The organism is Dyadobacter sp. BHUBP1, from assembly GCF_050587785.1.
Taxonomy (GTDB): Bacteria; Bacteroidota; Bacteroidia; order Cytophagales; family Spirosomataceae; genus Dyadobacter.
In genome coordinates, this window is record NZ_JBOBIH010000002.1 from 913,767 (window position 1) to 935,559 (window position 21,793).

A 21,793-nucleotide genomic window follows, 5' to 3' on the forward strand; every position below is an offset into this window, starting at 1 on the left:
TGCCTTGGCTTACAAGGCATAGTTTCTTTTTTTACTCCTTCAAAACTCTTCATTCCTGTCATGAAGCAAATATGGCCCTGGAAAGCAGGCAGCATTGTTCTGATCGCTGGACTGGTACTTTCCGGTTGTGACAAATCCTCCGATTCCCAAGAAGAAAAGAAAGCTCCCGCCGGCCCGCAGCTTTTTACGCTCCTGACCCCCGAACAGACAAAAGTAGATTTCTCCAATACACTCACCGAGGGTTTGAATACCAATGTGCTGATGTATGAATACTTCTATAACGGAGGTGGAGTGGCGGTCGGAGACCTCAATGGCGACGGGCTCGACGATATTTATTTCACCGGTAACATGGTGCCCAACAAGCTGTATCTGAACAAGGGCAAGATGGTATTCGAGGACATCACGGCCGTTGCGCAGGTAGGAGGGCGTGAGCGCCCGTGGAAGACAGGGGTGACGATGGCCGATGTAAATGGGGACGGTAAACTGGACATCTACGTTTGCTACTCCGGAGCGGTTTCGCCCGAGAGCCTGAAAGACCAGCTGTTCATCAACAAAGGCAACAATGCACAGGGCATCCCGCAGTTTGAAGAAATGGCGGAGCAATACGGCCTGGGTGTGATGAGCAACAGCACACAAGCTGCATTTTTTGACTTCGACAAAGACGGGGACCTCGATATGTTCCTGCTCAACCATAATCCCAAAGCCTTGCCAATCCTGGACGAGGCCAGCACAGCTGATATTCTTGGAAAGGAAGACCCGGTAACCGGCGTAAGGTTGTTCCGTAACGATCCGCAGAATGGCACCCCGCATTTTACGGATATCACTAAAAAAGCGGGCATTCATAGCTCGCAACTGACCTACGGCCTGGGCATCGGCATTGCCGATATTAACCAGGATGGCTGGCAGGACATGTACATTTCCAACGACTATTCGGTCCCGGATTTTTTATACATCAACAATGGCAACGGCACTTTCACCGACGTGCTTCACGCCAGTATCGGCCACACGTCGCACTCGTCGATGGGGAACGACATTGCCGATTTCAACAACGACGGCTTGCCCGACATTTTTACGCTCGATATGCTTCCCGAGGATAACCGCCGTCAGAAGTTGCTGACAGGTCTCGATAATTACGAGTTATTTGATTTTAATGTCAAAATGGGTTTTCATCACCAGTATATGCGCAATATGCTGCAATTGAATGAAGGCCTGGGCAAGGGTACCAAACATCCGATATTCTCCGAAATCGGCCAGCTTTCGGGCGTTTCCAATACCGACTGGAGCTGGGCGTCGCTATTCGCCGATTATGATAACGACGGATGGAAAGACCTTTTCATTACCAACGGTAACCTGCGGGACTTCACCAATATGGATTTTGTAAAATTCATGGGTGACCACTTGAAGCGCATTGAAGGCCAGGTGAAGCGCGAAGACGTCCTCCAACTGGTGTACCAGATGCCGTCTTCGAATATGAAAAACTACCTTTTCCAAAACAGAAAAGACCTGACATTTGCCAACGTGGCCGATAGCTGGGGACTGGGCGAGATATCTAACTCCGGCGGCGCGGCCTATGCTGACCTCGATAACGACGGGGACCTCGACCTGGTCGTGAACAATATCAATAAGCCTGCATTCATTTACCAGAATGACGGGGATAAGCATTTAAAAAACAATTACCTCAAAGTAAAATTGACTGGGGCCGGTCGGAACACGCTGGGGCTCGGTGCGAAAGTGACGATCTACCAGAAAGGTCAACAGCAATACCTCGAACAAATGCCGACCCGCGGTTACCAGTCAAGCGTATCGCCGGTGTTGCATTTCGGATTGGGTAAGGAACCGGCTGTGGATTCGCTGGTGGTAACCTGGCTGAATGGCAAGCAGGAAAAGGTGATCAATCCTAAAACAAATACCACATTGTCGCTTTCAGAGGTGAACGCCAAAGAGAAAGCGAAGGCCGAAAAAGCGGTCGTGCCGTTGTTCGAGCCGGTTGCTTCACCGATTGCGTTCAAGAGCCCGGCGGTAAAAACGAATGACTTCAAACGTCAACCTTTGCTGATCAACCCGATTTCTTTCTCTAACCCGTGCATGCGGAAAGGCGATGTGAATGGGGACGGTCTGGATGATGTGTTTATCGGAGGTACTTCGGGCGAGGCAGCTAAGTTGTACATTCAGCAAAAGGGCGGTGCATTTATCGCAAAATCTGTTCCCGCTTTTGAAGCCGACAAGCAAAGCGAGGATACCGATGCATTGTTTTTTGATGCGAATGGCGATGGCGCGCGGGATATATTCGTGGCTAGCGGAGGTTATGCGAACTTTATGCCGGATGATCCGTTGTTGCAGAGCCGGTTATATATCAATGACGGCAAAGGTAATTTCACCAAAGCCCCGGGCGCATTGCCCGCTATGCTCACGAGCACGAGCTGCGCGCGCGCGTCGGACATCAACGGCGACGGCAAGCTTGATCTCTTTGTAGGCGGTCGCGTCATTCCGGGTCGGTACCCGGAAATACCCCGCAGCTATATATTGATGAATGATGGCAAAGGTAAATTTACCGACCATACAGCAGCCATATCTAAGGAACTGGAACATATCGGCTTGGTGACCGATGCCGCCTGGACGGATCTGAATGGCGACAAAAAGGCAGACCTGATCGTGGTAGGAGAGTGGATGCCGGTTACTGTTTTGATCAACAACAATGGCAAGCTCGAAAACAAAACCGCCGATTATTTCGACAAAGCTTACAATGGCTGGTGGAATAAAATCCTCGTGGAAGACCTGAACGGAGACGGCAAGGATGACCTCGTGATCGGTAACATGGGTACCAATACCCAATGCAAGGCCAGCGATAGCGAGCCGGTGGAAATGGTTTATAAAGATTTCGACGACAATGGCTCCGTTGACCCGATTATGAGCTTTTACATCCAGGGAAAGAGCTATCCTTACGTAACCCGCGATGAAATGCTCGATCAGATGAGCATTATGCGTACCCGTTACCAGGATTACAAGAGCTATGCAGACCTGAGCGTAAAGGAAATTTTTACCAAGGAAGAACTGGAAGGAGCAAAGGAACTGAAAGCGACCTATTTGAAAACAGCCTTGTTCGAAAGGACCGCGACCGGCAAGTTCATAGAAAGGGCATTGCCCTTGCAGGTACAGGTATCGCCGGTTTACACCATTACCTCGCTCGATTACAATGGCGATGGGCAGAAGGATCTGTTGGTTTGCGGCAACATCAGCAAGGCGCGGCTCCGTTTCGGGAAGTACGATGCCAATTACGGTATCCTTTTGCGGGGCAATGGTAAAGGGCAATTCCAATACGTCAATCAGGATAAATCGGGTTTTGGCTTGAAAGGCGACGTGCGCAGCGTGCTGCCGCTTGGTAATAAACTGCTATTCGGGATCAATCAACAGGAAATAAAAGCATATCAAATTGGTAAAGTTCAGTAACCTTCTTCTGGGAATGCTGCTGGCTGTCATGTGGGCGGCCTGCAAAAAGAGTGAGTCAAAAAAGGAGATCGATCCGACGGTAATTGGTCAGGTAACGCAGCAAATGACCGACGTAATGGTGCATGACGTTACCAATCCGCCGCTGGGGGCGAGGTTTTATTCCTACGCATGTCTGGCAGGTTACGAAGTGGTAGCGGCAAACAACAAAGCGTATCCCTCCATGTACGGGATACTGAATGACTTTCCGGAAATCGAAAAGCCCAAGGTGGCCGAGTATTCCTATCAGCTGGCAGCAGCGTTGGCGATGCTCGAAACTGCGAAGAAAATGCAGCCTTCGGGAGGCTTACTGCTCAAAAAGTTTCAGCAAAGCCTGGTCGACTCCTGCAAGAAAATCGGGTTTACCGACGAGGTACTGGCCGGATCGCAGGAATATGCGCTGGCGATCAGCAAGCAGATCCTCAAATATGCCAAAGCCGACCGTTACAACAAGATCAGTAACTTTCCGCGTTATGAGCCGCACGGCGGCCCGGGGACCTGGTATCCGACGCCTCCGGGCTATTTCCCGCCGGTAGAGCCTTATTTCAAAACCGTACGGCCATTTACGCTGGATTCGGCATCGCAGTTCAAGCCCGCGCCGCCTGTCGCATTCTCGGAGTCGAAAGATTCGGAGTTTTTCAAGCTGATGAAGCATAATTACGACGACGATCAGAAGGCGGAAGAGCACCGGGTAATCGCCGCGTTCTGGGATTGTAACCCGTTTGCGCTGGAAAACAAGGGGCATTTGCTGGTAGGGATGAAGAAAATATCCCCAGGTGCGCACTGGATGGGTATTACCGACATAGCCTGCCGGAAAGCGAAAACCGATTTCTCTAAAACCATGCTGATCAATACCTCCGTGGCGATCGGTCTGATGGATGGTTTCATGGCCTGCTGGGACGAGAAATACCGCAGTAACCGGATCCGCCCCGAAACTGCCATCCGCAAATACATCGATCCGACTTGGAAGCCATTTCTCCAAACACCGCCGTTCCCTGAGTACCTGAGCGGGCACTCGGTTATATCGACAGCGGCTGCTGTTATTCTTACCCATTATTTCGGCGATAATTTTGCCTATACCGACACGGTGGAGGAGCGTTTCAACCTGAAAGCACGCTCATTCAAATCGTTTCTCCATGCCTCGGAGGAATCGGGTATATCTCGTTTTTACGGTGGTATCCATTTTATGGACGCGATCGAGAATGGTCAGAAGCAAGGGAGGCAGGTAGGAGAATGGGTGATCAGGACGCTAGGCAACAAAGCAGTGGCGGCATCAGGGAAGTAGTGCCTTGCGGTCGTTCAGGAGCCCTTGGGCGAATGTGTATCCTGTTTCAAAAAGCTGGTCCGCTTTCCGGAAATCGAAAATGCTGAAACGGCTCAATGCTGGCGGCTCGATGAGCAGGTCGCATTTCGTGAAACGTGCCTTCGTTTTGGTGTGCATTGCCAGAATGAGGCTTCGGTAGACGATCTCTGTGGTCCGTTTCAAAGGTTTATCCAGGTTAAAAGGATTGCAATGGCTCCCGATAATGTAATCTGCCTCGTCGAGGACCGGCTCGACGGGCAGATTGTTCAAAACGCCACCATCGACCAGATCGCGTCCATTGTAATGAATTGGGCTGAAAAGCCCGGGAATGCAGCAGGACGCCAGTACCGGTAAAGCCAGCTCCCCGCTCCGGAAACGTACTTCTTCGCCCGAAACAATGTCGGTAGCGGTCACTATCAGTGGTATTTTCAGTGATTCAAAAGTATTTTCAGGAATGAACCTGCGGAAAACGTCTTCCATCTTCCGCATATGCAGCAAGCCATTCGCGCCGATCCCAAATCTCAGATAAGGATAAAAGCTCGTGTCGCGAATGATTTTCAATATCTCCAGCGGCTCATATCCGTAGCCCAGCAGCGCCCCTGCGAAAGCCCCCGAGCTCGTCGCACTGATCACATCCGGCCGCATACCGCGCTCCCATAGCGCCTGCGCCACGCCTACATGCGCGATCCCGCGCGCGCCCCCGCCTGAGAGGATTAGTGCTGTTTTCATGATTGTTACAGGAGTTGCAGATCTTCGACCCGTTCGAAATGTTTTACATTCAATGTAGCAAGCGGCAGCTGGTAATGCACTGCCGTGGCAGCGATAAAGAGATCTTCCATGCCGATTAATCTGCTTTGCTTTTTGAGTGCCTTATTGATATCGACCGCCGTTCGTGCGATCTCTTTGTCGAATGCCAGTACCTGAGTTCTGAACAAAAAATCCTCCCAGTACGCTGTCTGATTTGGGGTAGTGCCGATGTAAATTTCGAATTCTGTAATCGCCGAAATGCAATAATTAAATTCTTCCTTCACCAATTTCAGCAGCCGTGAATTGGTTTTGTCCGATTTGCGGAAAAAATCGATGAGAATGGAGGTGTCAACAAGCACTAGTTCTTTCGCCATTGGTCAATTGCCTTTCTGGTTTCTTCAATCGTTTTTATTTGATTTTCAGAGAACGTTGGGGCTGACAGCAAAAATTCTTCTAATTGGGTGTTAGGAGGTTGATTTTCCATTCGGTTAATCTCAGCTTTCAATTGGGCGCGTTGAGTGGCCGATAGGCCTCTAATCAGTCTGATCAATTCATCGAATGATATGTTTTCCTGTGTTTGCATATCCAAATATAACGAAATAGCCGCATTTACTCAACCAGGAAATCTCTTAGCAACCCCCGCTCGCGAATCCTGATGCCTTTCTCCGTATTTTCCACCAATGCTGCTTCATACACAGGATCATGCTCGAAAAGTAATATCCATTGCTCGTCGACGGCTTGTTGGAGGACACTTTGTTTTTCCTCCATCGTTTGCAATGGCCGCATGTCGTAGCTCATGATCCAGGGAATAGGAACGTGGAAGGACGATGGAAACAGGTCGGCGCAGTAAATGATCTTCTGGTTTTTGTGTTGGATCACGGGCAGCATCATTTGCTCGGTATGGCCGTCGACGTGGATGAGGCCGATGCCGTCAAAGGGCGATTGACCTTTTGGGATAAACCGCAATTGCCCCGATTCCTGCAATGGAAGGATGTTTTCTTTCAAAAAAGAGGCCTTCTCACGCGGATTGGGGTGAGTGGCCCATTGCCAATGCGCTTCGTTCGACCAGTAGGTAGCATTGGGGAAAGTTGGTTCGAGGCGTGAGCCGTCGCGGCTGAATTGCACGGCCCCCCCGACATGGTCGAAATGCAGGTGGGTCAGGAACACATCGGTGATATCGGCCGGGCTGAAACCTTTTTCAGCAAGAGATGAATGCAAAGTAGCGTCTCCATGGAGGTCGTAATGCCCGAAAAACTTGTCGTCTTGCTTGTTTCCCATCCCGGTATCGACCAATATCAGTTTCGCACCATCCTCGATGAGCAGGCATCGCATAGCCCAGGAGCAGAGGTTTTTTTCATCGGCCGGGTTGTGTTTGTTCCAAAGCACTTTCGGAACCACACCGAACATGGCCCCGCCATCGAGCTTGAAAAAACCGGTGTCGATGATATGGATTTTCATAGGGTTATTTGGATTTAAATCGTCCTGATCAGTGGAATATCAACATTCTATCGACCTAACATACCATTATTTTTTCGATCTTCCGACGTGAATTAATAACAAGCCTAACCATGCGCGTACAGTTCCTCTCAGTTAGTTTTCTGCTATTGTCGACTTTTTTTGTTGATAATCAATCCTATGCACAAAAAACGCCTGTCGATTATGTGGCAACAATGATCGGCACTGCCCCGTCGGCCACGGAGAGTGCCAAAACGCACAGCGAGGCAGGCAGCGAGCTGAAAGGGCAAACCATCCCCGCGGTGGGCGTTCCGAATGGTATGACGCAATGGACACCGCAGACGCGTTCCACCGAAACCAAATGCATCGCACCGTTTTACTATAACGATAACAAGTTTCAAGGCTTCCGTGGGACGCATTGGCTGAATGGCTCGTGCGTGCAGGATTACGGTTCCGTGACGGTTATGCCGCTGTCGGGCGAGCTCATTACCAATCCTGAAAAACGGGCCAGCCTGTTCAGCCACGAAAAGGAACAAAGCACGCCCGATTATTACAGCGTATGGCTGCAAGACCATCAGATTAATGCAGAGGTAACCGCCCTGGCGCGGACCGCTCTTATGCGGTTCAAGTTCGAGAGCGGCGAGGAATCTTTTATCATAATCGAACCTAACAGCGACGAAGGGGAAGGTTTCGTGGAGGTACTTCGGGAGCGGGGCGAAATTGTAGGCTACAATCCTGTTCACCGCATTTACCAGGGATCCGGGCAGCCGGCGGGGATCAGCGGATACTTTGTGATCAAGTTCGACAAGAAATTCATGCAGTCGGGCGTGTGGCTGGGTGACACCATTACACCGATGGGGAGGATACTCACCGGCAAGGGAAACCGCGAGAGGCTCGGGGCCTATGTAGGATTTGGGGATGAAAAACAGGTGGTTACCGTGCGGATCGGCACCTCTTTCACGAGCATTGAGGGTGCCAGGGCGAATCTTGAAAAGGAATTGGGCACCAAACCATTAGAGGCGGTCCGGAAATCGGCGCGTGAAGCGTGGAATGAAGCATTGGGTAAGGTAAATGTAGCCGGAAGTGAACATGATAAAACACTTTTTTATAGTGCCTTGTACAGGACCAAACTTTCGCCAAGGCTCTTCTCCGATGTGGACGGTAGCTACCCGTCGTTTGCTGGCGGCACCCCGTTGCAAAAAGCCGAGGGCTTCGATTACTACTGCGATTTCAGCATGTGGGACACATTCCGCGCGGCAATGCCCCTGGAAATAATGCTGGAACCCAAACGGGCAGGGGATATGGTACAATCGCTGGTGAAAAAAGCGGAACAAGGTGGCTGGATGCCGATTTTTCCCTGCTGGAACCATTACACGGCGGCCATGGTCGGCGACCACGCATTGTCCGTTATTGCGGATGCTTATGCGAAGAATGTGCGGAATTTCGATGTGAATAGCGCCTACCATTTTTTGCATAAAAACGCATTCGAGGTGAACACCAATGCTAAAAGCTACGAGGCCGGACAGGGGCGCCGGGCGTTGAAATCCTATTTGCAATACGGCTATGTGCCGTTGGAAGACAGTGTGTGGCAGGCGTTCCACAAGCGTGAGCAGGTTTCGCGCACGCTCGAATACGCGTATGACGACTTTTGCCTGTCGACCCTGGCAAGTGGCCTGGGAAAGAAAGAAGATGCCGACCTGCTCCGTAGCCGGGCGCTCAATTACCGGCATGTAATTGATCCGTCGACAGGCTATGCACGCGGACGATATGCCGACGGGCGCTGGATTGCCAATTTTGACCCTTTTGCAAAGCGGGCCAGCTTCATTACCGAGGGGTCGCCGGCGCAATACACCTGGTTTGTGCCGCAGGATATCGTGGGACTACAAAAGATCATGGGCGGAAAGAACCGTTTCACCGCCAAGCTCGATACCTTGTTCGAGCAGGGGCATTACTGGCATGGCAATGAGCCGAATCACCAGATCGCCTACCTCTACGCATTCGCAGGGCAGCCATGGAAGACGCAACAATGGACGAGGACCATCATCCGAAGCGAATATGATACCAGTGTGGGTGGATTGAGCGGTAACGAGGACGGCGGACAGATGTCGGCCTGGCTGGCATTCAGTATGATGGGCTTTTACCCCGTAGCGCCGGGAACGGACCAGTACGTGCTCGGAAGTCCTGTTTTCGAAGAAATTTCCATAGAGACAGGCAAGAAGCGCAGATTTACCGTAAAAGTGAAAGGTGTTTCCGACAATGCCCGGTACATTCAATCGGCGACGTTGAACGGCAAACCCTTCACCCGGACCTACATTACCCACGGCGAGCTTTTGAAAGGAGGCTCCCTGGTACTGCAAATGGGGGATAGGCCGAATAGAGAATGGGGTGTACAGGCAGCTGACATGCCGTTCTCACTGACTAAGAATTGACAGCCCTTAGGAGTGGTTGTTGAATTGCAAAAATTGTATTTGAGGAAAGAACGTTTTGATATTTTTTAAGACTACCATATAAAATTTGTATTCATAACGGTTGGTAGCTAAATTCCACAATTCCATTACTATTCACTCCCAACCCAATGAACCGCAGAGATTTCTTTGAAAAAGCCATTCCGGCGAGCTTCGCATTAGGCGCAGTGGCGTCGTCCTGTGCACCGAGAACCGAGTTGAAATATCCCGACAAGCATTTCCACATCAGCCGGGGTTACCATCAGATTCCCAAACTACGCCTTTCGATGGACCGTATTGTGAAGGAGACGGTCGGTTTACGGCCCTTCCGTGCATCCGGCCCGCGGTTGGATGTGGAGCAATTGGGCAACAAGACGATCGTCCATAACTATGGTCACGGCGGCAGCGGCTGGTCGTTGTCGTGGGGTACGGGCAACATTGCCCGGAAAAATGTACTGGCTACCGGAGAAAAGAAGATCGCGGTATTGGGCTGCGGAACCGTGGGCATTGCAACTTCACGGTTGTTGCAGGAAAGCGGCTGCGAGGTCACTATTTATACTAAGGACGTGCCTCCTAATGTGACGAGCAACCTGGCTACCGGAACCTGGTCGCCAGCGTCACGCGTATGTGATAAGAAGATTGCGAAACCTGAATTTCAGGCCATATGGGAAGACGCGACGCGGTTCTCTTTCCGCAGGTTCCAGTTTCTGCTGGGCATGAACGACATAGCCAGTTGGGCAGAAGAATATGGGGTGTTTAAAGAAGCACCGGTGTATACACCAGGAGCGGGGGGCGAAGATTTTGAAATACATGGGCTGCTACCCGAGCGGGTACGGCTGGAAAAGAAGGAGCATCCTTTCAAAGCCGACCACGTGACGCGGCGGACCAATATCATGTTCAACATCCCCACTTACCTGCGTCATCAGTTACAGGATTTTACGATGTTCGGAGGAAAAGTGAAAATTCAGGAGATCAAAAAACTGGAAGATATCGACGCATTGCCCGAAAAAGTGGTCGTGAACTGTATGGGCCTGGGGGCCAAGCCGGTTTTTAACGATCAGGAGCTTACGCCAATTTCAGGCCAGCTTTCGTGCCTTATTCCGCAGGGGGATGTGAACTACAAGTTATACACGCAGGGAGCTAATTTCATTGCCCGCAAAGACGGCATTTACATCGGAAGCAACGGCATTGTTGGCAATTGGGACACGACGCCGAGCAAAGAGCAGACCGAGAAAACCGTAGGGATACTCATGAAGCTGATGGAAGAAATGCGGGGTTAATCCTCTTTGAGCAGATAGCGCCGGCGGATTTCGTTGATCAGGAATTTCTTATGGGCCGTGAAGCTCTCCGGATGCATGGTTTCAAAAAGACCACTCCATTCCTGGTAGCGCAAAACATCGCCTTTTTTAAAAGCTGCGGCGTCTATTTTTTTTGATTTCAGATATTCTTCGAATTCCATACTGCTTGAATTTGCTTGCAATATACCCGTTTAAACTTAGCAATGCCTGGCCGGAAATCAGCTTTAAGCATTAATTTGGCAGGAAATTGCAGCGAATGCCCCATGAATGTTTTGGAAATAAAAATAGACCTCCGCAGCGACACCATTACCAAACCCACCCGGGAAATGCAGGAAGCCATGTGGAGTGCCACAGTGGGCGACGACGTTTTCGGTGACGACCCGACAGTGAATGCATTGCAGGACAAGGCCGCCCGCCTTTTCGGGATGGAAGATGCGCTCTTTTGCCCTTCCGGTACTATGACCAACCAACTCGCCATCCGCGTGCATACGCGTCCCGGCAGCGACGTGATCTGCGATAAGCATTCGCATATTTACCTGTACGAGGGAGGAGGCATTATGCTCAACGCGTTTTCGTCGGTAAAGCTGCTCGACGGCGATCGGGGAAGGCTTACGGCGCACCAGGTTAGCGAGGCGATCAGCCCCGAAAATGACGTGCATTCGACCGTAACCAGGCTGGTTTCACTCGAAAATACCATGAACAAGGGCGGCGGCTGCTATTATGATTTTAAGGAGATCGAAGCGATCCGCGATGTCTGCCGCGAGCGTCATATCCCATTGCACCTGGATGGCGCCAGGCTTTTCAATGCACTGGTCGAAACCGGTGAAACAACTGCGCAATATGGGCAGGTCTTCGACAGCATCAGCATTTGCCTCTCCAAAGGGCTTGGTTGCCCGGTGGGATCGTTACTGCTTGGTACCCGCGAAATGATACGCGAGGCACGCCGCTTCCGGAAAGTAATGGGCGGTGGCTGGCGGCAGGCAGGTTTCCTGGCCGCGGCAGGCATTTATGCGCTAGATAACCACGTCATCCGGTTGAAGGAAGATCACAACCGTGCCAGGATAATAGGGGAGCTGTTTGCAGCCAGGGCAGAGGTAACCGACGTTTTCCCTGTAGATACCAATATCGTCATTGTCCGACTTGACGACAGTATCTCTGAAAAGGAATATGTAACCCGCCTGGCGAACGCCGGAATCCTGGCTGTGACGTTTGGGAAAGGGCTTGTCAGGTTCGTAACGCACCTCGACTTCACCGACGACCTGCTGGATATCATGCGGACCAGGCTGCGGACATTCTAAACTTCCGGGATCATTTCCTCGTATTCATATTCTGAATTGGGACCCTGATAAATCACTTTCATGCCCGTGAGATCGGCTACGTAGGTGTGTATGCCTGCGGCGCCGATCTCGCGGAGGAAAGTCGGGTAGTCGGTAAGGCCGTCTTGATTACGTTTAATGGCTGCCTTTACTTCTTCCAGTTCGAATGTCTCTGCGCATTCAAATTCAGGTAGGTCGCCGGCTATGATCAGCTTGTCGCCATTAATGGACGTATAGGTACGTTTATGGTTTTTTACCTTCACTTCATAGTTGTCGACCCCGATGGCTTTCAGGTTTTTGACAAATAACGGGTAGGGCTGGCCGGCAGACCGTTGCTCGGCTGATTCAATAAGTTCTTCGGTCAGTTCGATCATTTCCATGGTCAGTGCGCTTTAATGAAAAAAATGTTGCTTCACCGGAGGTTAAAGCAACATTGCATCTCAGGTTATCAGTATCAGCAAATCAATGCGCTATATCGTCGTCTTCCGGGTGGACGATCAGGGAGCTGCGCGTGTCCAGTTTTTTAATCATTTCATTGGACATCGCGTCGGCATACACGCCATAGCTGCTCACCAGCGTCCCTTTTAGTCCGTCTTTTGATTCGATCGCGTACAAGATCGACATATCGGAAGGGTTGGTCATTCCTTCGAAACGATAAACCTGCACAATATCGAAATCCTCGGGTGACAACGTCAGGCAGATGCCATCATCCTTATGTACTTCCAGGGCATGGGCCGTAAGGTTAAAATCATAGGTATAGCCTTGCTTCTGCAAATCTTCAAGCGTTTCAATGAGCGTGTCGGGCTCGCTCATGTTTTTGTTGGAAGGATGGGGTTTCTTAACCTTATCCTGGTCTGTTCCTTGCAAGTCCATAGTATTTATTTTTAAAATGGATGATCTTGTTGAATCAACAACTGATAGCGATTTTGAACATCATTCGGGAAAAAAGTATGCCTTGCTGAACAGCCGTTCCCCGTGGTAAAATGCCAATCCGGCGATGTACATATTGAGGTACTTTGACCTCAGTTTGCCAGATTTTGTAGAACCTGAATGGTGCATAAACGGGATTATTGGGGACGATACACCAATTGTCCCGAGTTATACGCTCCAAAACATCCCAGCCCACCTTCGATATTGGTATAGATCAGCGACGGTTCGACAAATGGATTATCCGAGTCGCCCCGCGTTTGCACCGAACGATGGTATTTAAAATAATGCTCGTCGGTATTGTACACTTCCATGGTGATGGATATGATTTTGCTTTTGGGATAGGAGATATACACGGTGTCGTTGGAACTGTAACTAAGAGGGTCGGGAAGATTTACGCGTCCGATCGGCGAACTAAATTCAGTACCGTCCAGATTTACGTCGCTACGGAAATCGTTCCGGCCGATAGTGTCGTCCCAGTTGAAATTGAAGCGGTTTCTTATCCTTTTTTCCTTGAATTGGCCGTTACCGGAAAGTTCTTCGGGAATGCTGTATTCCAGATCGAGTGACGCGTGGACCCGGTAGTAGTTGGTTTGTCCGGCGATATCGTTCCAGTTGTATTTTACGGTCAGGGAAGTATCGCGTGCCGACAGGCTCCCGGAATAGGAGGTGTCAATCTTGTAGGTAGCCGGAACTACGGCGGTGGCCGGTACAGTACAGGTTGCTTTTACCGATCGAATACCGTTGACCACCGAAAGGAAATAGGTTTTCCCGGGTAGAATGGCGAGTGCTGATTTGTCGACGGAATAAAGTTGGTTGGCAGTATCGAACGGGATGACGGCCTCCTGGGTGCCATTGGATAATTTGACAACCGCATTCGGGATCACGCCACCTTTCAAATCGGGCTCGGCAAAAAGCGGTACCGATTCCGTCACGACCACATTAATGCGCGCGGCCTGCGGCGAAATAAAGCATTGCACTACCAGCTTCGATGCTACTTGTGGAAGATTACCCTTGTCGACTTCGGTGACAAGCGATTCGCATGCCGTCAGGAACAGTGTTAGGAACAGAAAAATGATATATCTAGCGAACATGGCTGCTATCAGAATTTAAAGTTATAGCTGAAATAGGGCAGTATCGGGAACAACGAATAGCGTTTCAGCGTGTATTTCGGCACGGGTGTAGCCGGCATCACATTAGGGAGAATGACTATCTCTTCGTCGATGTTATAGAAGAACGGGTTTCGGCGGTTGTAAGCATTGTAAACGCCAAACTCCCATGTGCGCTCATGCCGCTTCTTCTTTTTGTGGAATTGAATGGCGATGTCCATGCGGTGAAACGGCTCGGCGCGATAGCTGTTTTTTTGCCCGTATTCGCTGACGGTCGGGCCAAACCAATTGATAGCAGGCTTACCATCCCCCGTGGTGCGTGTCACAAAGTTATCCGTCGCCGCCCGGTAGCTCGACACCGGGAGCGTCAATGCATTACCGGTACCGTACACCCAGGTCGCCGAAAGTGTAATTCTTTTACTCAATTCATATATCCCTACTACTGAAAGGTCATGGCGGCGATCGTAGCGGGGAAAAAATGTTTTACCAAAATTTAGCTCCGGGAATTTCCAGTAGGTCCACGACAATGTGTAGCCAATCCAGCCCGAGAACCTCCCGGTTTTCTTTTGAACGAGAACCTCCCCGCCATACGACCAGCCCTTGCCGGAGGTTACATTATCCTCCCAGCTCAATTCATTGGCATTCTCGCCATTGATGCTCAGAAACGACGAGCCCTCCTTATAGTTGAGGATGTTGTTCATTTTTTTATAATATCCCTCCAGCGTGACCGTGAGTGCCGGGCGTTCGAAGTCTTTGGCCAGACCAGCGGCAACTTGTTCCGACTGCTGGGGTGCAACTCGTGCGGTGGTAGGTACCCAAAGGTCGGTTGGAAGCCCAAGGCCTGTATTGGAAAGCAAATGGACATATTGGTTCATACGCGCATAGGAGGCTTTGAAAGAAAGGTTTTCAGCGAGGCGCAATGCTGCTGAAATGCGGGGTTCGGGGCGGACATAGGTCTTAACTTCTGTTTGAAACGTACTTAACCGCAAGCCGGCATTCACTTTCAGCGCGTCCAATGCCTGCCAGGTGTCTTCGATATAAAACCCCGCTTCGAGCGAATGAACCGGTTTGACCGACCGTTCGATGGGATTGTCGGTAAATGTGCCCGCGATCGCCAGCGCCGAGGGGACGAACTTGTGAAAAGTAGCCTGTCCTCCGAACTTTACCGCGTGTTTGGAGGAGGGATAAAAGTCAAAATCCGTTTTCACACCAAGGTCACGGATGCGCGAATCGTATTCAAGGCTGAACTCGTCGTCGAGGGAGCCATCACTATTTAATTCTTTGGAATAACTGGAAACCCCGAATTTAAAATTGCTGAAAATGAAGGAAGTATTGACAAACAGTTTCTGGTTCAAAACGTGGTTCCAACGCATGGTCGCCGTCGCATTGCCCCAGTCGAGGCCGGCACGGGTTTCGGAGGTGCTGCTCTTCTCGTTGGCGTGGAATTTGTCGCGACCGAAATAGCCGCTGACATACAGTTTGTCCTTACTGCCGAGATCGTAGTTCATCTTGGCATTCAAATCATAAAAATAATAACCCGGCTTCACCTGGCTGTCTTCGCCCCGCTGCTCCCGGGCGATCAACGGCGCGGCCAGAAAATCGATGTAAGTCCGGCGGCCGGAGATCAGGAAAGAAGATTTACCCTTCGAAATAGGCCCTTCGAGGGTTAACCGCGAGGAAATCAGGCCTATTCCGCCTTCTCCGTGCAGTTTTTCCTTGCTGCCTTCCTTCATATTCATTTCCAGCACCGAGGATAACCGACCGCCATACCGTGCCGGAAATCCGCCTTTGGTGAGTTCCACACTCCTGAGCGCATCCGAATTGAAGATTGAGAAGAAGCCGAAAAGGTGGTTGGCATTGTAAACCACCGCGTCGTCGAGGATAATAAGGTTCTGGTCGGGTCCGCCGCCGCGTACGTAAAGCCCCGTTTGGCCCTCTGTCCCTTTTTGCACGCCCGGCATGAGTTGCAGGACACGCAACACATCCTTTTCGCCAAAGAATGCCGGCACTTTTTTCAGTTGCTGGATCGGTATTTCGATTTTACTCATTTGGACCGTCCGGCTGACATAATCCTCCTGCTTTCGCGCGGACACGACCACTTCTTCGAGTTGTGTAATGGTAGGAAGAAAAATGTTCAGTTCGGTGTCCGTCCGGAGCGCCACTCGCTTCTGCTGTTTTTCATAACCGACAAATGAGAAGGAGACCGTCGCGGAATCTGATGCCGGCACGGTAAGGGAGTAAAATCCATAAGTGTTCGTCACTGCGCCGTAAGGGGTACTGTCGATATATACGTTCACGCCTGGAAGCTGTTCCTGGCTGCCTTTCTCCCGTACAAAGCCACTGATCGTAACGCGGCTCTGTGCAATGGAAATGATATGGGAAAGAAAAAGAAAGGCCGTAAAAATCAGACGCATAGACGAGATGGCGGTTAGTTTGAGTAACGAGTCGGTTGGTGATCTAGTATGAAGTAGTTGTATTTGACCATGACGATATACAGCTCAAAACCGTTGCACCCGTGACAAAAAGAATGGCGGAACTTCCCGTTAAACCGGGAAGCTCCGCCATCGCCAAAGCCGGATCGGTTACTTTACGCCTTTAACCTTCATTTTTAACCCGTAAACGGCTGTTTCGGCTGTAATAAACAGCAAATCACGATTTTTGCCGCCAAAACATACATTCGCGGTCCATCCTTTGTGCACGGGGAAATGGGCGATTTGCGTACCGGTTTTGTCAAAAACTGTCACGCCGTCGCCGGTAATGTAAAGATTACCTTCTTCGTCGAGGATCATACCATCGGAGCCTTTGGAAACAAACAGCTGCCGGTTAGCCAATGTCCCGTCTTTCTGAATATCGTAAACATAGGTTTTATTGTCACCAATGTCGGCTACGTAAAGCTTCTTGCCATCGGCGGTACCGATGATGCCATTGGGTTTTTTCAGCTTTTCATCCACCCGGATAAATTTTTTGCGATCGGGACTAAGGTAATAGACGTGCTGGCCATCCTGCTGCATAGCGGGATCGCGCTTCCAATAATCCCGCTTGTAGAGCGGGTCGGTGAGGTAAATACCGCCTTTGGGGTCGATCCAGAGATCGTTGGGGCCATTGAGCAGCTTACCTTCGTAATCTTTCACCAGCACCGTCGGATTGCCCTTTTTATCGAAGGACCAAACCTGGTTCTCTTCATCGGAGCACGCAATAAGGTTTCCTTTTTTATCGAAATACATGCCGTTGGCACGGCCCGCTTTATCGGAAAACGTGCTGAATGCGCCGGTTTCGGCATCCCAGCGGATAATTTTATTGTTGGGCTGATCGGTAAAAAATACGTTACCGTCTTTATCGGCAACGGGACCTTCGGTAAATTTATACCCGTCGCCCAGCTTCTCGACCTGCGCTCCGGGCGCGACGATTGATTTTGAATCCATGATTTGTGCGGACATTAAAATAGGAGTAAACAGCGCGGTCAGGCCGGCCAGCATGGGGATAATGATTCTGGATTTTTGCATATTAAACGCGCCCGGCGTTGTTTCGAACCGGGTCAATTTATTAAAGTCGGGACGGCTGGGGCTTTACTGATTGGTAAGGATCATCGTAACGTGTTAACCAGAAACGTTTCAGGTTACGACAAGTTCAAGCTTCTTGCCCAGTCCAATTTCCAAAAGTCTGTACAATGTAGACAGTTGAATATCGGACTGACCGTTTTCTATCCTTGAAATAAAGCTCTTTTTTGCTCCAATCCGCTCCGCGAGTTGTTCTTGTGTCATGTGCGCGAGCCTTCTTTCCTCACGAATAATTTCACCTATTAAAAATGCTTTCGCCTTTATTTCGAATTCAATCCTTGAAGCACTGCCAGGCTCGCCATAGCGTTCGGTAAAATGCTGCTCCACTGTTGTAATATCTTTGTTCTCAGCCATAATTATATATTATTGAAGTATTCATCCATGAGTTTTATCGCCAGGGAAATTTCACTGGAAGGCGTTTTTTGTGTTTTCTTTTGAAAGGCATTTAATAGCACAACGATCTTGGTCTTGTCAAAGCAGCAGAATACTCTGAATATGTTATTTCCTGCTTCAATTCTTAGTTCATAAAGACCTTTGTGACCTTCAATATGTTTGAGGAATTTCTCCGGAATGCGTTCTATGTGAGTTAATAGGAATAGAACATAATCAACTTTGCTCTTCGCAAGCGGAGACAAATCCCGGAAGAAGTTCTTGAAATAGTGCTTGTATAAAATTACTTCCCTAATCTTTTCCATAAGCATAGTGTGGTATGTAAAGTTAACTTAAAATGGAACAAAAGGCAACCGGATCCTACCAGTTGCCTTTTGTTCACGATCACCATTACGTCGCGTTCTTCGTCTTTTCAGGTTTCAAAATGTGTTTCCAGCAGACTATTGATTTTCGTTGTAAGGATTTCGATCAGCTCTTCATCCATAAATTCATAGTCATCCGGAATGTCAAGCACCTGAATGGGCGGCAAATCCAGATGGGTGTACAGTTTTCGAATCTTGGATTTGTGATCGCTTTCCATGACCAGTGTGATGTCGGCCCAATTAAGGTCACCTTCAGAGATTTTCCTATTGCTCTGAGGGCTCAATCCGGCTGACCGGATATTGAATCGGGGGTCGTTTTTGAAAATGTATTCGGCCGTACGGCTGCGACGCTTGTTCTTGCCGCAAATGATCAGAATGTTGGGACGATGCATATGTTATTTCCCTGCGAGCATAATTTTAGCCCCGCCCTTGCGGATTGACTCGTATACCGCATCTACCACGATCATATCTTTCAAACCCTCCTCCCCGGTCACATTCGGATCGGGTTTGTTGTTGAGGATAATATCGGCGATGCCGTCCATTTGAAGTGTCTGGTGCGTAACCACAGGCTGGTTCATCGGGCCAAGGTGGGTACGACCTTTAATAGGGCCATAACCGAATGCGGGGCTCAGTTCCACAAACCCCTTTTCTCCAACCACATAAAGCCGCTCGTAATTATTGAATGCGTACGTCGTGCCACAGCTGGCGACAATGCCGCTCGGAAAGCCCAGCTGGAACATAATCGTTTCGTCGACTTCCTTGAATTTCACAGGATCGGTCTTGGTTTCCTGCGCTGTTACCCAGATCGGCTCTTCGCCGGTCGCGTAACGGGCACCGTTGAGCGCGTAAATGCCTACGTCCATCATCGCGCCCCCGCCTGCGAGGGCTTTTTTCAGCCGCCATTGGTTCGGATCACCGGATTTGAAGCCCATATAATTGTTTACATGCATGATTTTGCCCAGTTCACCGGCCTCACGCATGCGTATTAGCTCGCGCGTGTGCGGCTCGAAATGCATCCGGTAGCCTATATAGAACTTCACACCTGCCTTTTTGCAGGCTGCGATCATTTCGCGCGTTTGCTTTGCATTGTCGGCAACGGGTTTTTCACAGATAATATGCTTCCCGGCGGCCGCAATTTGCAGGACGTGTTTGTGGTGGAGGGAATTGGGCGTTGTGACGTATACAATGTCGATATCCGGATTGTCCTTTATTTTACTGACCGTTTCGTAGTTATAAGTATTCTTTTCCGGAATGTTATACTTCTGTTTCCAGGTTTCCAGCTTAGAAGGCGTGCCCGAAACGGCCCCGACGAGCGTCGCCATTTTGCAATCTTTCATGGCTTCCGCCACACGGGTTGCGTAGCTGCCCAGCCCCATCAGTGCCACACGCAGTTGCTTGTCTGCTTTCGGCCCGGAATACAGCTCGCGAGCTGATGCAGGGAGGTCGCTCAATGCGGTTGCACCAATGCCTAATGATAGTTTTTGCAGGAAATCTCGACGGGTATCCATATTGATGAGTGATTTTCAGTTGAATATTCAAAAGGCAAAAAGTGGGCTACGCCGTTGATCTCCTTGTGATTTTGTAACTCATTTATTTGAAAGTGTCAGTTCACCGGCGTGATCTTCCGGCTCAATTTCTTCCCGCAAATCATCCTCATCCCAATTATCCGGCAGTAAACCTTTCGCCACCGGACGATTCGCTAACGTTTCACGCAGCAACTTTGCTTTTGGATTTAAGGAAGAGATTTTATCTATCGCGGTTTCCAACCGGCTCAATGTTTCCTGTGAAGGAATGGTGATAATGAGATCTGTAAGCGGGATTTGGAATAGTAAATGGATCAATTTTAAATCATTGGTCGAAAACGGCCTGATACCGTTCAGCAATTCGGAGGTGTAGGATTTGCTGTGATTTAATAAGAGAGCAAGGTCTTTTTGTTTTAATGAAAGCGCTTGAAGTTTTTCAAGAATTAGCTTGCGTCGTTGTCTGATGAATACATATTCTTTCTCGGCTTGGATTACTGCGGCGTCGCTCTCTTCAACTTGGGCGTCTGTAATAAGTGATCTGTCTGACCAGCACCTGTCTTCAAATTCGATAATCAAATTGCTCAACGCCTGTATGGTCGTGCCAAGATCCGGCAGATTTTCCTCGTGAAGCCTTAAATATCGTTTGGCGAGCGTAACTTGCTCACATTCGAGCTCGGTTTCAATCCGGCCTGCGTCCAATATTTTTTTGATATTAGGTTCGCTTAGTTCCATGTGGTGTTTGCTCTTAGCCATTTCTCGATCGTGTTTGTGTTGTTTTTGAAAACCCTTACATATTCCTCATGTGTCCCAGCCCAGAGGATCTCGGCCTGATCCTTCTCAAATTCTATGAAGACCAAAGTCCTGTGAATGTGCAGGTTGAAGAAATATAGCCCTTTACTATGAACTCGGTCAGCATCGTTCCTGATTTTCAGGAGATCTCCGATATCATCTATCGAATTCGTTTTAAGGTCCTTAACAAGTTGGTCGACAGCCTTTGCCAGCCGCGAGTTTCCTCTATTCTTTCTTATAAGCCTTTCCAAAATCCTTTTACCTTCAATATGCATCTTTCGGCAGTACAATTTAAGAAAAGTTCTACTAAAAAGTGAACTTTTGGTTTTGAACTTTCTATTGATACGCCGGTTTCGAAATAGGTAACAGGAAAATTATTTTGGGGTAAAAAAAGCGGCACCTCCCGCAATGGGAAGGTGCCGCCCGGATACTATGTATTTGAACCTTACTTAACTGTCAGGATACGTTCTACTTTTTGGTCGGCCAGTTCGAAAGTTTTGGTTTGAACTTCATTACCACTGATGATGTCCAGCTTGTATTTGCCTGGTTCCATCGCATCGAGGTTCAGGGTGCGTCCGAATTTCTTGTGATCTCTTGAAATTGTTTCGCGGTATACCACGATTCCCTCTGCGTCTTTAAGCAGTAATGTTGTTTTGGAATCGGTGTTGCCCTTGTCTACAAGGACGTTGATTTTACCGGTTTTGGTAGCATAAATGCCGGTTCCGAAAGTGGATGCTTTTTTGGCTTCTTTGTCTCCTGCCTGAGCGGTGAAAGAAGCGGCTGCAAGCGCAAATGCGCAAATGAAGGTTTTAACGGATGTTTTCATGGCTATTTTATTTTTATGGCTATAAATTTTGTTCTGTTTTAAGAACATGACAAAGGTAAGAGCATGCCCGTGTACGATCTGAATCAAAGTACACGAGCGGAATTTCGGGTGGGACAAGTGGTTGATTCCCAGCATAAGCAATTGAACGGTATCTCATGGCTATTTTTCAAAAATGTAACCAAGAGACGTAGGGTCGGGTAGGAGTGTTGCTTGGGAAAGTGTTAATAACTGTTAAAAAAAACGGCCCTCCATCTGTGGGGGCCG

At 49.4% G+C, this 21,793-nt stretch carries 21 protein-coding genes; 5 read left to right on the forward strand and 16 right to left on the reverse strand.

Annotated elements, in window-relative coordinates:
• The first annotated feature begins 60 nt into the window (after positions 1-60).
• Together ACQ4MZ_RS10540 and ACQ4MZ_RS10545 are read left to right on the forward strand one after the other, a co-directional pair.
• On the forward strand, positions 61-3,447 hold the full coding sequence (locus tag ACQ4MZ_RS10540; RefSeq protein ID WP_430844848.1) for a VCBS repeat-containing protein: 3,387 nt from the start codon (positions 61-63) through the stop codon (positions 3,445-3,447).
• 13 nt (positions 3,448-3,460) lie between these two features.
• Positions 3,461-4,768: a vanadium-dependent haloperoxidase gene (locus tag ACQ4MZ_RS10545; RefSeq protein WP_430845357.1), complete on the forward strand. Its 1,308-nt coding sequence runs from the start codon at positions 3,461-3,463 to the stop codon at positions 4,766-4,768.
• Here ACQ4MZ_RS10545 and ACQ4MZ_RS10550 read toward each other — a convergent pair.
• The 3 genes from ACQ4MZ_RS10550 to ACQ4MZ_RS10560 all read right to left on the reverse strand — a co-directional run bounded on the left by ACQ4MZ_RS10550 (position 4,757) and on the right by ACQ4MZ_RS10560 (position 6,991).
• Entirely contained in the window at positions 4,757-5,515 is a 759-nt protein-coding gene (locus tag ACQ4MZ_RS10550) for a patatin-like phospholipase family protein (protein WP_430844850.1), read from the reverse strand. The two genes, ACQ4MZ_RS10545 and ACQ4MZ_RS10550, sit on opposite strands and share 12 nt — an antisense overlap.
• A 5-nt stretch (positions 5,516-5,520) precedes the next feature.
• Positions 5,521-5,907 (reverse strand): type II toxin-antitoxin system VapC family toxin, encoded by a 387-nt coding sequence (locus tag ACQ4MZ_RS10555; protein WP_430844851.1) that lies wholly within the window; start codon positions 5,905-5,907, stop codon positions 5,521-5,523.
• Positions 5,908-6,142: 235 nt separating this feature from the next.
• Entirely contained in the window at positions 6,143-6,991 is an 849-nt protein-coding gene (locus ACQ4MZ_RS10560; protein ID WP_430844853.1) for an MBL fold metallo-hydrolase, read from the reverse strand.
• A 110-nt stretch (positions 6,992-7,101) separates the two neighbouring features.
• Between ACQ4MZ_RS10560 and ACQ4MZ_RS10565 the strand changes: the two genes are divergently transcribed.
• A complete protein-coding gene (locus ACQ4MZ_RS10565; protein WP_430844854.1) occupies positions 7,102-9,417 on the forward strand; it encodes a GH92 family glycosyl hydrolase in 2,316 nt (771 codons plus the stop codon).
• Between the two features lie 146 nt (positions 9,418-9,563).
• On the forward strand, positions 9,564-10,712 hold the full coding sequence (locus ACQ4MZ_RS10570) for an FAD-dependent oxidoreductase (RefSeq protein WP_430844856.1): 1,149 nt from the start codon (positions 9,564-9,566) through the stop codon (positions 10,710-10,712).
• Here ACQ4MZ_RS10570 and ACQ4MZ_RS10575 read toward each other — a convergent pair.
• Complete coding sequence (locus ACQ4MZ_RS10575) at positions 10,709-10,891, reverse strand: hypothetical protein (protein ID WP_430844857.1); 183 nt, start codon at positions 10,889-10,891, stop codon at positions 10,709-10,711. The genes ACQ4MZ_RS10570 and ACQ4MZ_RS10575 overlap by 4 nt on opposite strands.
• A 117-nt stretch (positions 10,892-11,008) precedes the next feature.
• On the opposite strand from ACQ4MZ_RS10575, the gene ACQ4MZ_RS10580 reads away from it, so the two are divergent.
• Complete coding sequence (locus tag ACQ4MZ_RS10580) at positions 11,009-12,028, forward strand: threonine aldolase family protein (RefSeq protein WP_430845358.1); 1,020 nt, start codon at positions 11,009-11,011, stop codon at positions 12,026-12,028.
• On the opposite strand, the gene ACQ4MZ_RS10585 is transcribed toward ACQ4MZ_RS10580, so the two are convergent.
• From ACQ4MZ_RS10585 to ACQ4MZ_RS10640, 12 genes are all read right to left on the reverse strand, one after another.
• Positions 12,025-12,426, reverse strand: a complete 402-nt coding sequence (locus ACQ4MZ_RS10585; protein WP_430844858.1) for a DUF1398 domain-containing protein — start codon at positions 12,424-12,426, stop codon at positions 12,025-12,027. The genes ACQ4MZ_RS10580 and ACQ4MZ_RS10585 overlap by 4 nt on opposite strands.
• A gap of 82 nt (positions 12,427-12,508) precedes the next feature.
• On the reverse strand, positions 12,509-12,919 hold the full coding sequence (locus ACQ4MZ_RS10590) for a hypothetical protein (RefSeq protein WP_430844860.1): 411 nt from the start codon (positions 12,917-12,919) through the stop codon (positions 12,509-12,511).
• Between the two features lie 194 nt (positions 12,920-13,113).
• Positions 13,114-14,067, reverse strand: coding sequence for a DUF4249 domain-containing protein (locus ACQ4MZ_RS10595; RefSeq protein ID WP_430844861.1), 954 nt, complete (start codon positions 14,065-14,067; stop codon positions 13,114-13,116).
• Positions 14,068-14,075: 8 nt separating this feature from the next.
• Positions 14,076-16,496 carry a TonB-dependent receptor gene (locus tag ACQ4MZ_RS10600; protein WP_430844862.1) on the reverse strand — a complete coding sequence of 807 codons (2,421 nt, stop codon included), beginning with the start codon at positions 16,494-16,496 and terminating at the stop codon, positions 14,076-14,078.
• Positions 16,497-16,664: 168 nt separating this feature from the next.
• Positions 16,665-17,585, reverse strand: coding sequence for an SMP-30/gluconolactonase/LRE family protein (locus ACQ4MZ_RS10605; protein ID WP_430844863.1), 921 nt, complete (start codon positions 17,583-17,585; stop codon positions 16,665-16,667).
• A gap of 108 nt (positions 17,586-17,693) precedes the next feature.
• Positions 17,694-17,993 (reverse strand): helix-turn-helix domain-containing protein, encoded by a 300-nt coding sequence (locus ACQ4MZ_RS10610; RefSeq protein ID WP_430844865.1) that lies wholly within the window; start codon positions 17,991-17,993, stop codon positions 17,694-17,696.
• Between the two features lie 2 nt (positions 17,994-17,995).
• Positions 17,996-18,334, reverse strand: a complete 339-nt coding sequence (locus tag ACQ4MZ_RS10615; RefSeq protein WP_430844866.1) for a type II toxin-antitoxin system RelE/ParE family toxin — start codon at positions 18,332-18,334, stop codon at positions 17,996-17,998.
• 107 nt (positions 18,335-18,441) lie between these two features.
• Entirely contained in the window at positions 18,442-18,783 is a 342-nt protein-coding gene (locus ACQ4MZ_RS10620) for a low molecular weight protein tyrosine phosphatase family protein (protein WP_430844868.1), read from the reverse strand.
• Between the two features lie 3 nt (positions 18,784-18,786).
• On the reverse strand, positions 18,787-19,899 hold the full coding sequence (locus ACQ4MZ_RS10625; protein ID WP_430844870.1) for a Gfo/Idh/MocA family protein: 1,113 nt from the start codon (positions 19,897-19,899) through the stop codon (positions 18,787-18,789).
• Between the two features lie 78 nt (positions 19,900-19,977).
• A complete protein-coding gene (locus ACQ4MZ_RS10630; protein ID WP_430844872.1) occupies positions 19,978-20,667 on the reverse strand; it encodes a helix-turn-helix domain-containing protein in 690 nt (229 codons plus the stop codon).
• Positions 20,637-20,978, reverse strand: a complete 342-nt coding sequence (locus ACQ4MZ_RS10635; protein WP_430844873.1) for a type II toxin-antitoxin system HigB family toxin — start codon at positions 20,976-20,978, stop codon at positions 20,637-20,639. Before ACQ4MZ_RS10635 ends, ACQ4MZ_RS10630 begins: the two co-directional genes overlap by 31 nt.
• Positions 20,979-21,148: 170 nt before the next feature.
• The gene (locus tag ACQ4MZ_RS10640) at positions 21,149-21,529 is read right to left on the reverse strand and encodes a DUF3244 domain-containing protein (RefSeq protein ID WP_430844875.1); all 381 of its coding nucleotides are present in this window, start codon (positions 21,527-21,529) and stop codon (positions 21,149-21,151) included.
• Positions 21,530-21,793 lie beyond the last annotated feature (264 nt).

Coding starts and splice junctions, on each gene's coding strand:
- ACQ4MZ_RS10595 (WP_430844861.1), bottom strand. CDS start 14,067: ATGTTCGCTAGATATATCATTTTTCTGTTCCTAACACTGTTCCTGACG.
- ACQ4MZ_RS10575 (WP_430844857.1), bottom strand. CDS start 10,891: ATGGAATTCGAAGAATATCTGAAATCAAAAAAAATAGACGCCGCAGCT.
- ACQ4MZ_RS10555 (WP_430844851.1), bottom strand. CDS start 5,907: ATGGCGAAAGAACTAGTGCTTGTTGACACCTCCATTCTCATCGATTTT.
- ACQ4MZ_RS10605 (WP_430844863.1), bottom strand. CDS start 17,585: ATGCAAAAATCCAGAATCATTATCCCCATGCTGGCCGGCCTGACCGCG.
- ACQ4MZ_RS10635 (WP_430844873.1), bottom strand. CDS start 20,978: ATGCATATTGAAGGTAAAAGGATTTTGGAAAGGCTTATAAGAAAGAAT.
- ACQ4MZ_RS10585 (WP_430844858.1), bottom strand. CDS start 12,426: ATGGAAATGATCGAACTGACCGAAGAACTTATTGAATCAGCCGAGCAA.
- ACQ4MZ_RS10550 (WP_430844850.1), bottom strand. CDS start 5,515: ATGAAAACAGCACTAATCCTCTCAGGCGGGGGCGCGCGCGGGATCGCG.
- ACQ4MZ_RS10630 (WP_430844872.1), bottom strand. CDS start 20,667: ATGGCTAAGAGCAAACACCACATGGAACTAAGCGAACCTAATATCAAA.
- ACQ4MZ_RS10640 (WP_430844875.1), bottom strand. CDS start 21,529: ATGAAAACATCCGTTAAAACCTTCATTTGCGCATTTGCGCTTGCAGCC.
- ACQ4MZ_RS10570 (WP_430844856.1), top strand. CDS start 9,564: ATGAACCGCAGAGATTTCTTTGAAAAAGCCATTCCGGCGAGCTTCGCA.
- ACQ4MZ_RS10615 (WP_430844866.1), bottom strand. CDS start 18,334: ATGGAAAAGATTAGGGAAGTAATTTTATACAAGCACTATTTCAAGAAC.
- ACQ4MZ_RS10590 (WP_430844860.1), bottom strand. CDS start 12,919: ATGGACTTGCAAGGAACAGACCAGGATAAGGTTAAGAAACCCCATCCT.
- ACQ4MZ_RS10625 (WP_430844870.1), bottom strand. CDS start 19,899: ATGGATACCCGTCGAGATTTCCTGCAAAAACTATCATTAGGCATTGGT.
- ACQ4MZ_RS10560 (WP_430844853.1), bottom strand. CDS start 6,991: ATGAAAATCCATATCATCGACACCGGTTTTTTCAAGCTCGATGGCGGG.
- ACQ4MZ_RS10600 (WP_430844862.1), bottom strand. CDS start 16,496: ATGCGTCTGATTTTTACGGCCTTTCTTTTTCTTTCCCATATCATTTCC.
- ACQ4MZ_RS10565 (WP_430844854.1), top strand. CDS start 7,102: ATGCGCGTACAGTTCCTCTCAGTTAGTTTTCTGCTATTGTCGACTTTT.
- ACQ4MZ_RS10540 (WP_430844848.1), top strand. CDS start 61: ATGAAGCAAATATGGCCCTGGAAAGCAGGCAGCATTGTTCTGATCGCT.
- ACQ4MZ_RS10610 (WP_430844865.1), bottom strand. CDS start 17,993: ATGGCTGAGAACAAAGATATTACAACAGTGGAGCAGCATTTTACCGAA.
- ACQ4MZ_RS10620 (WP_430844868.1), bottom strand. CDS start 18,783: ATGCATCGTCCCAACATTCTGATCATTTGCGGCAAGAACAAGCGTCGC.
- ACQ4MZ_RS10545 (WP_430845357.1), top strand. CDS start 3,461: ATGCTGCTGGCTGTCATGTGGGCGGCCTGCAAAAAGAGTGAGTCAAAA.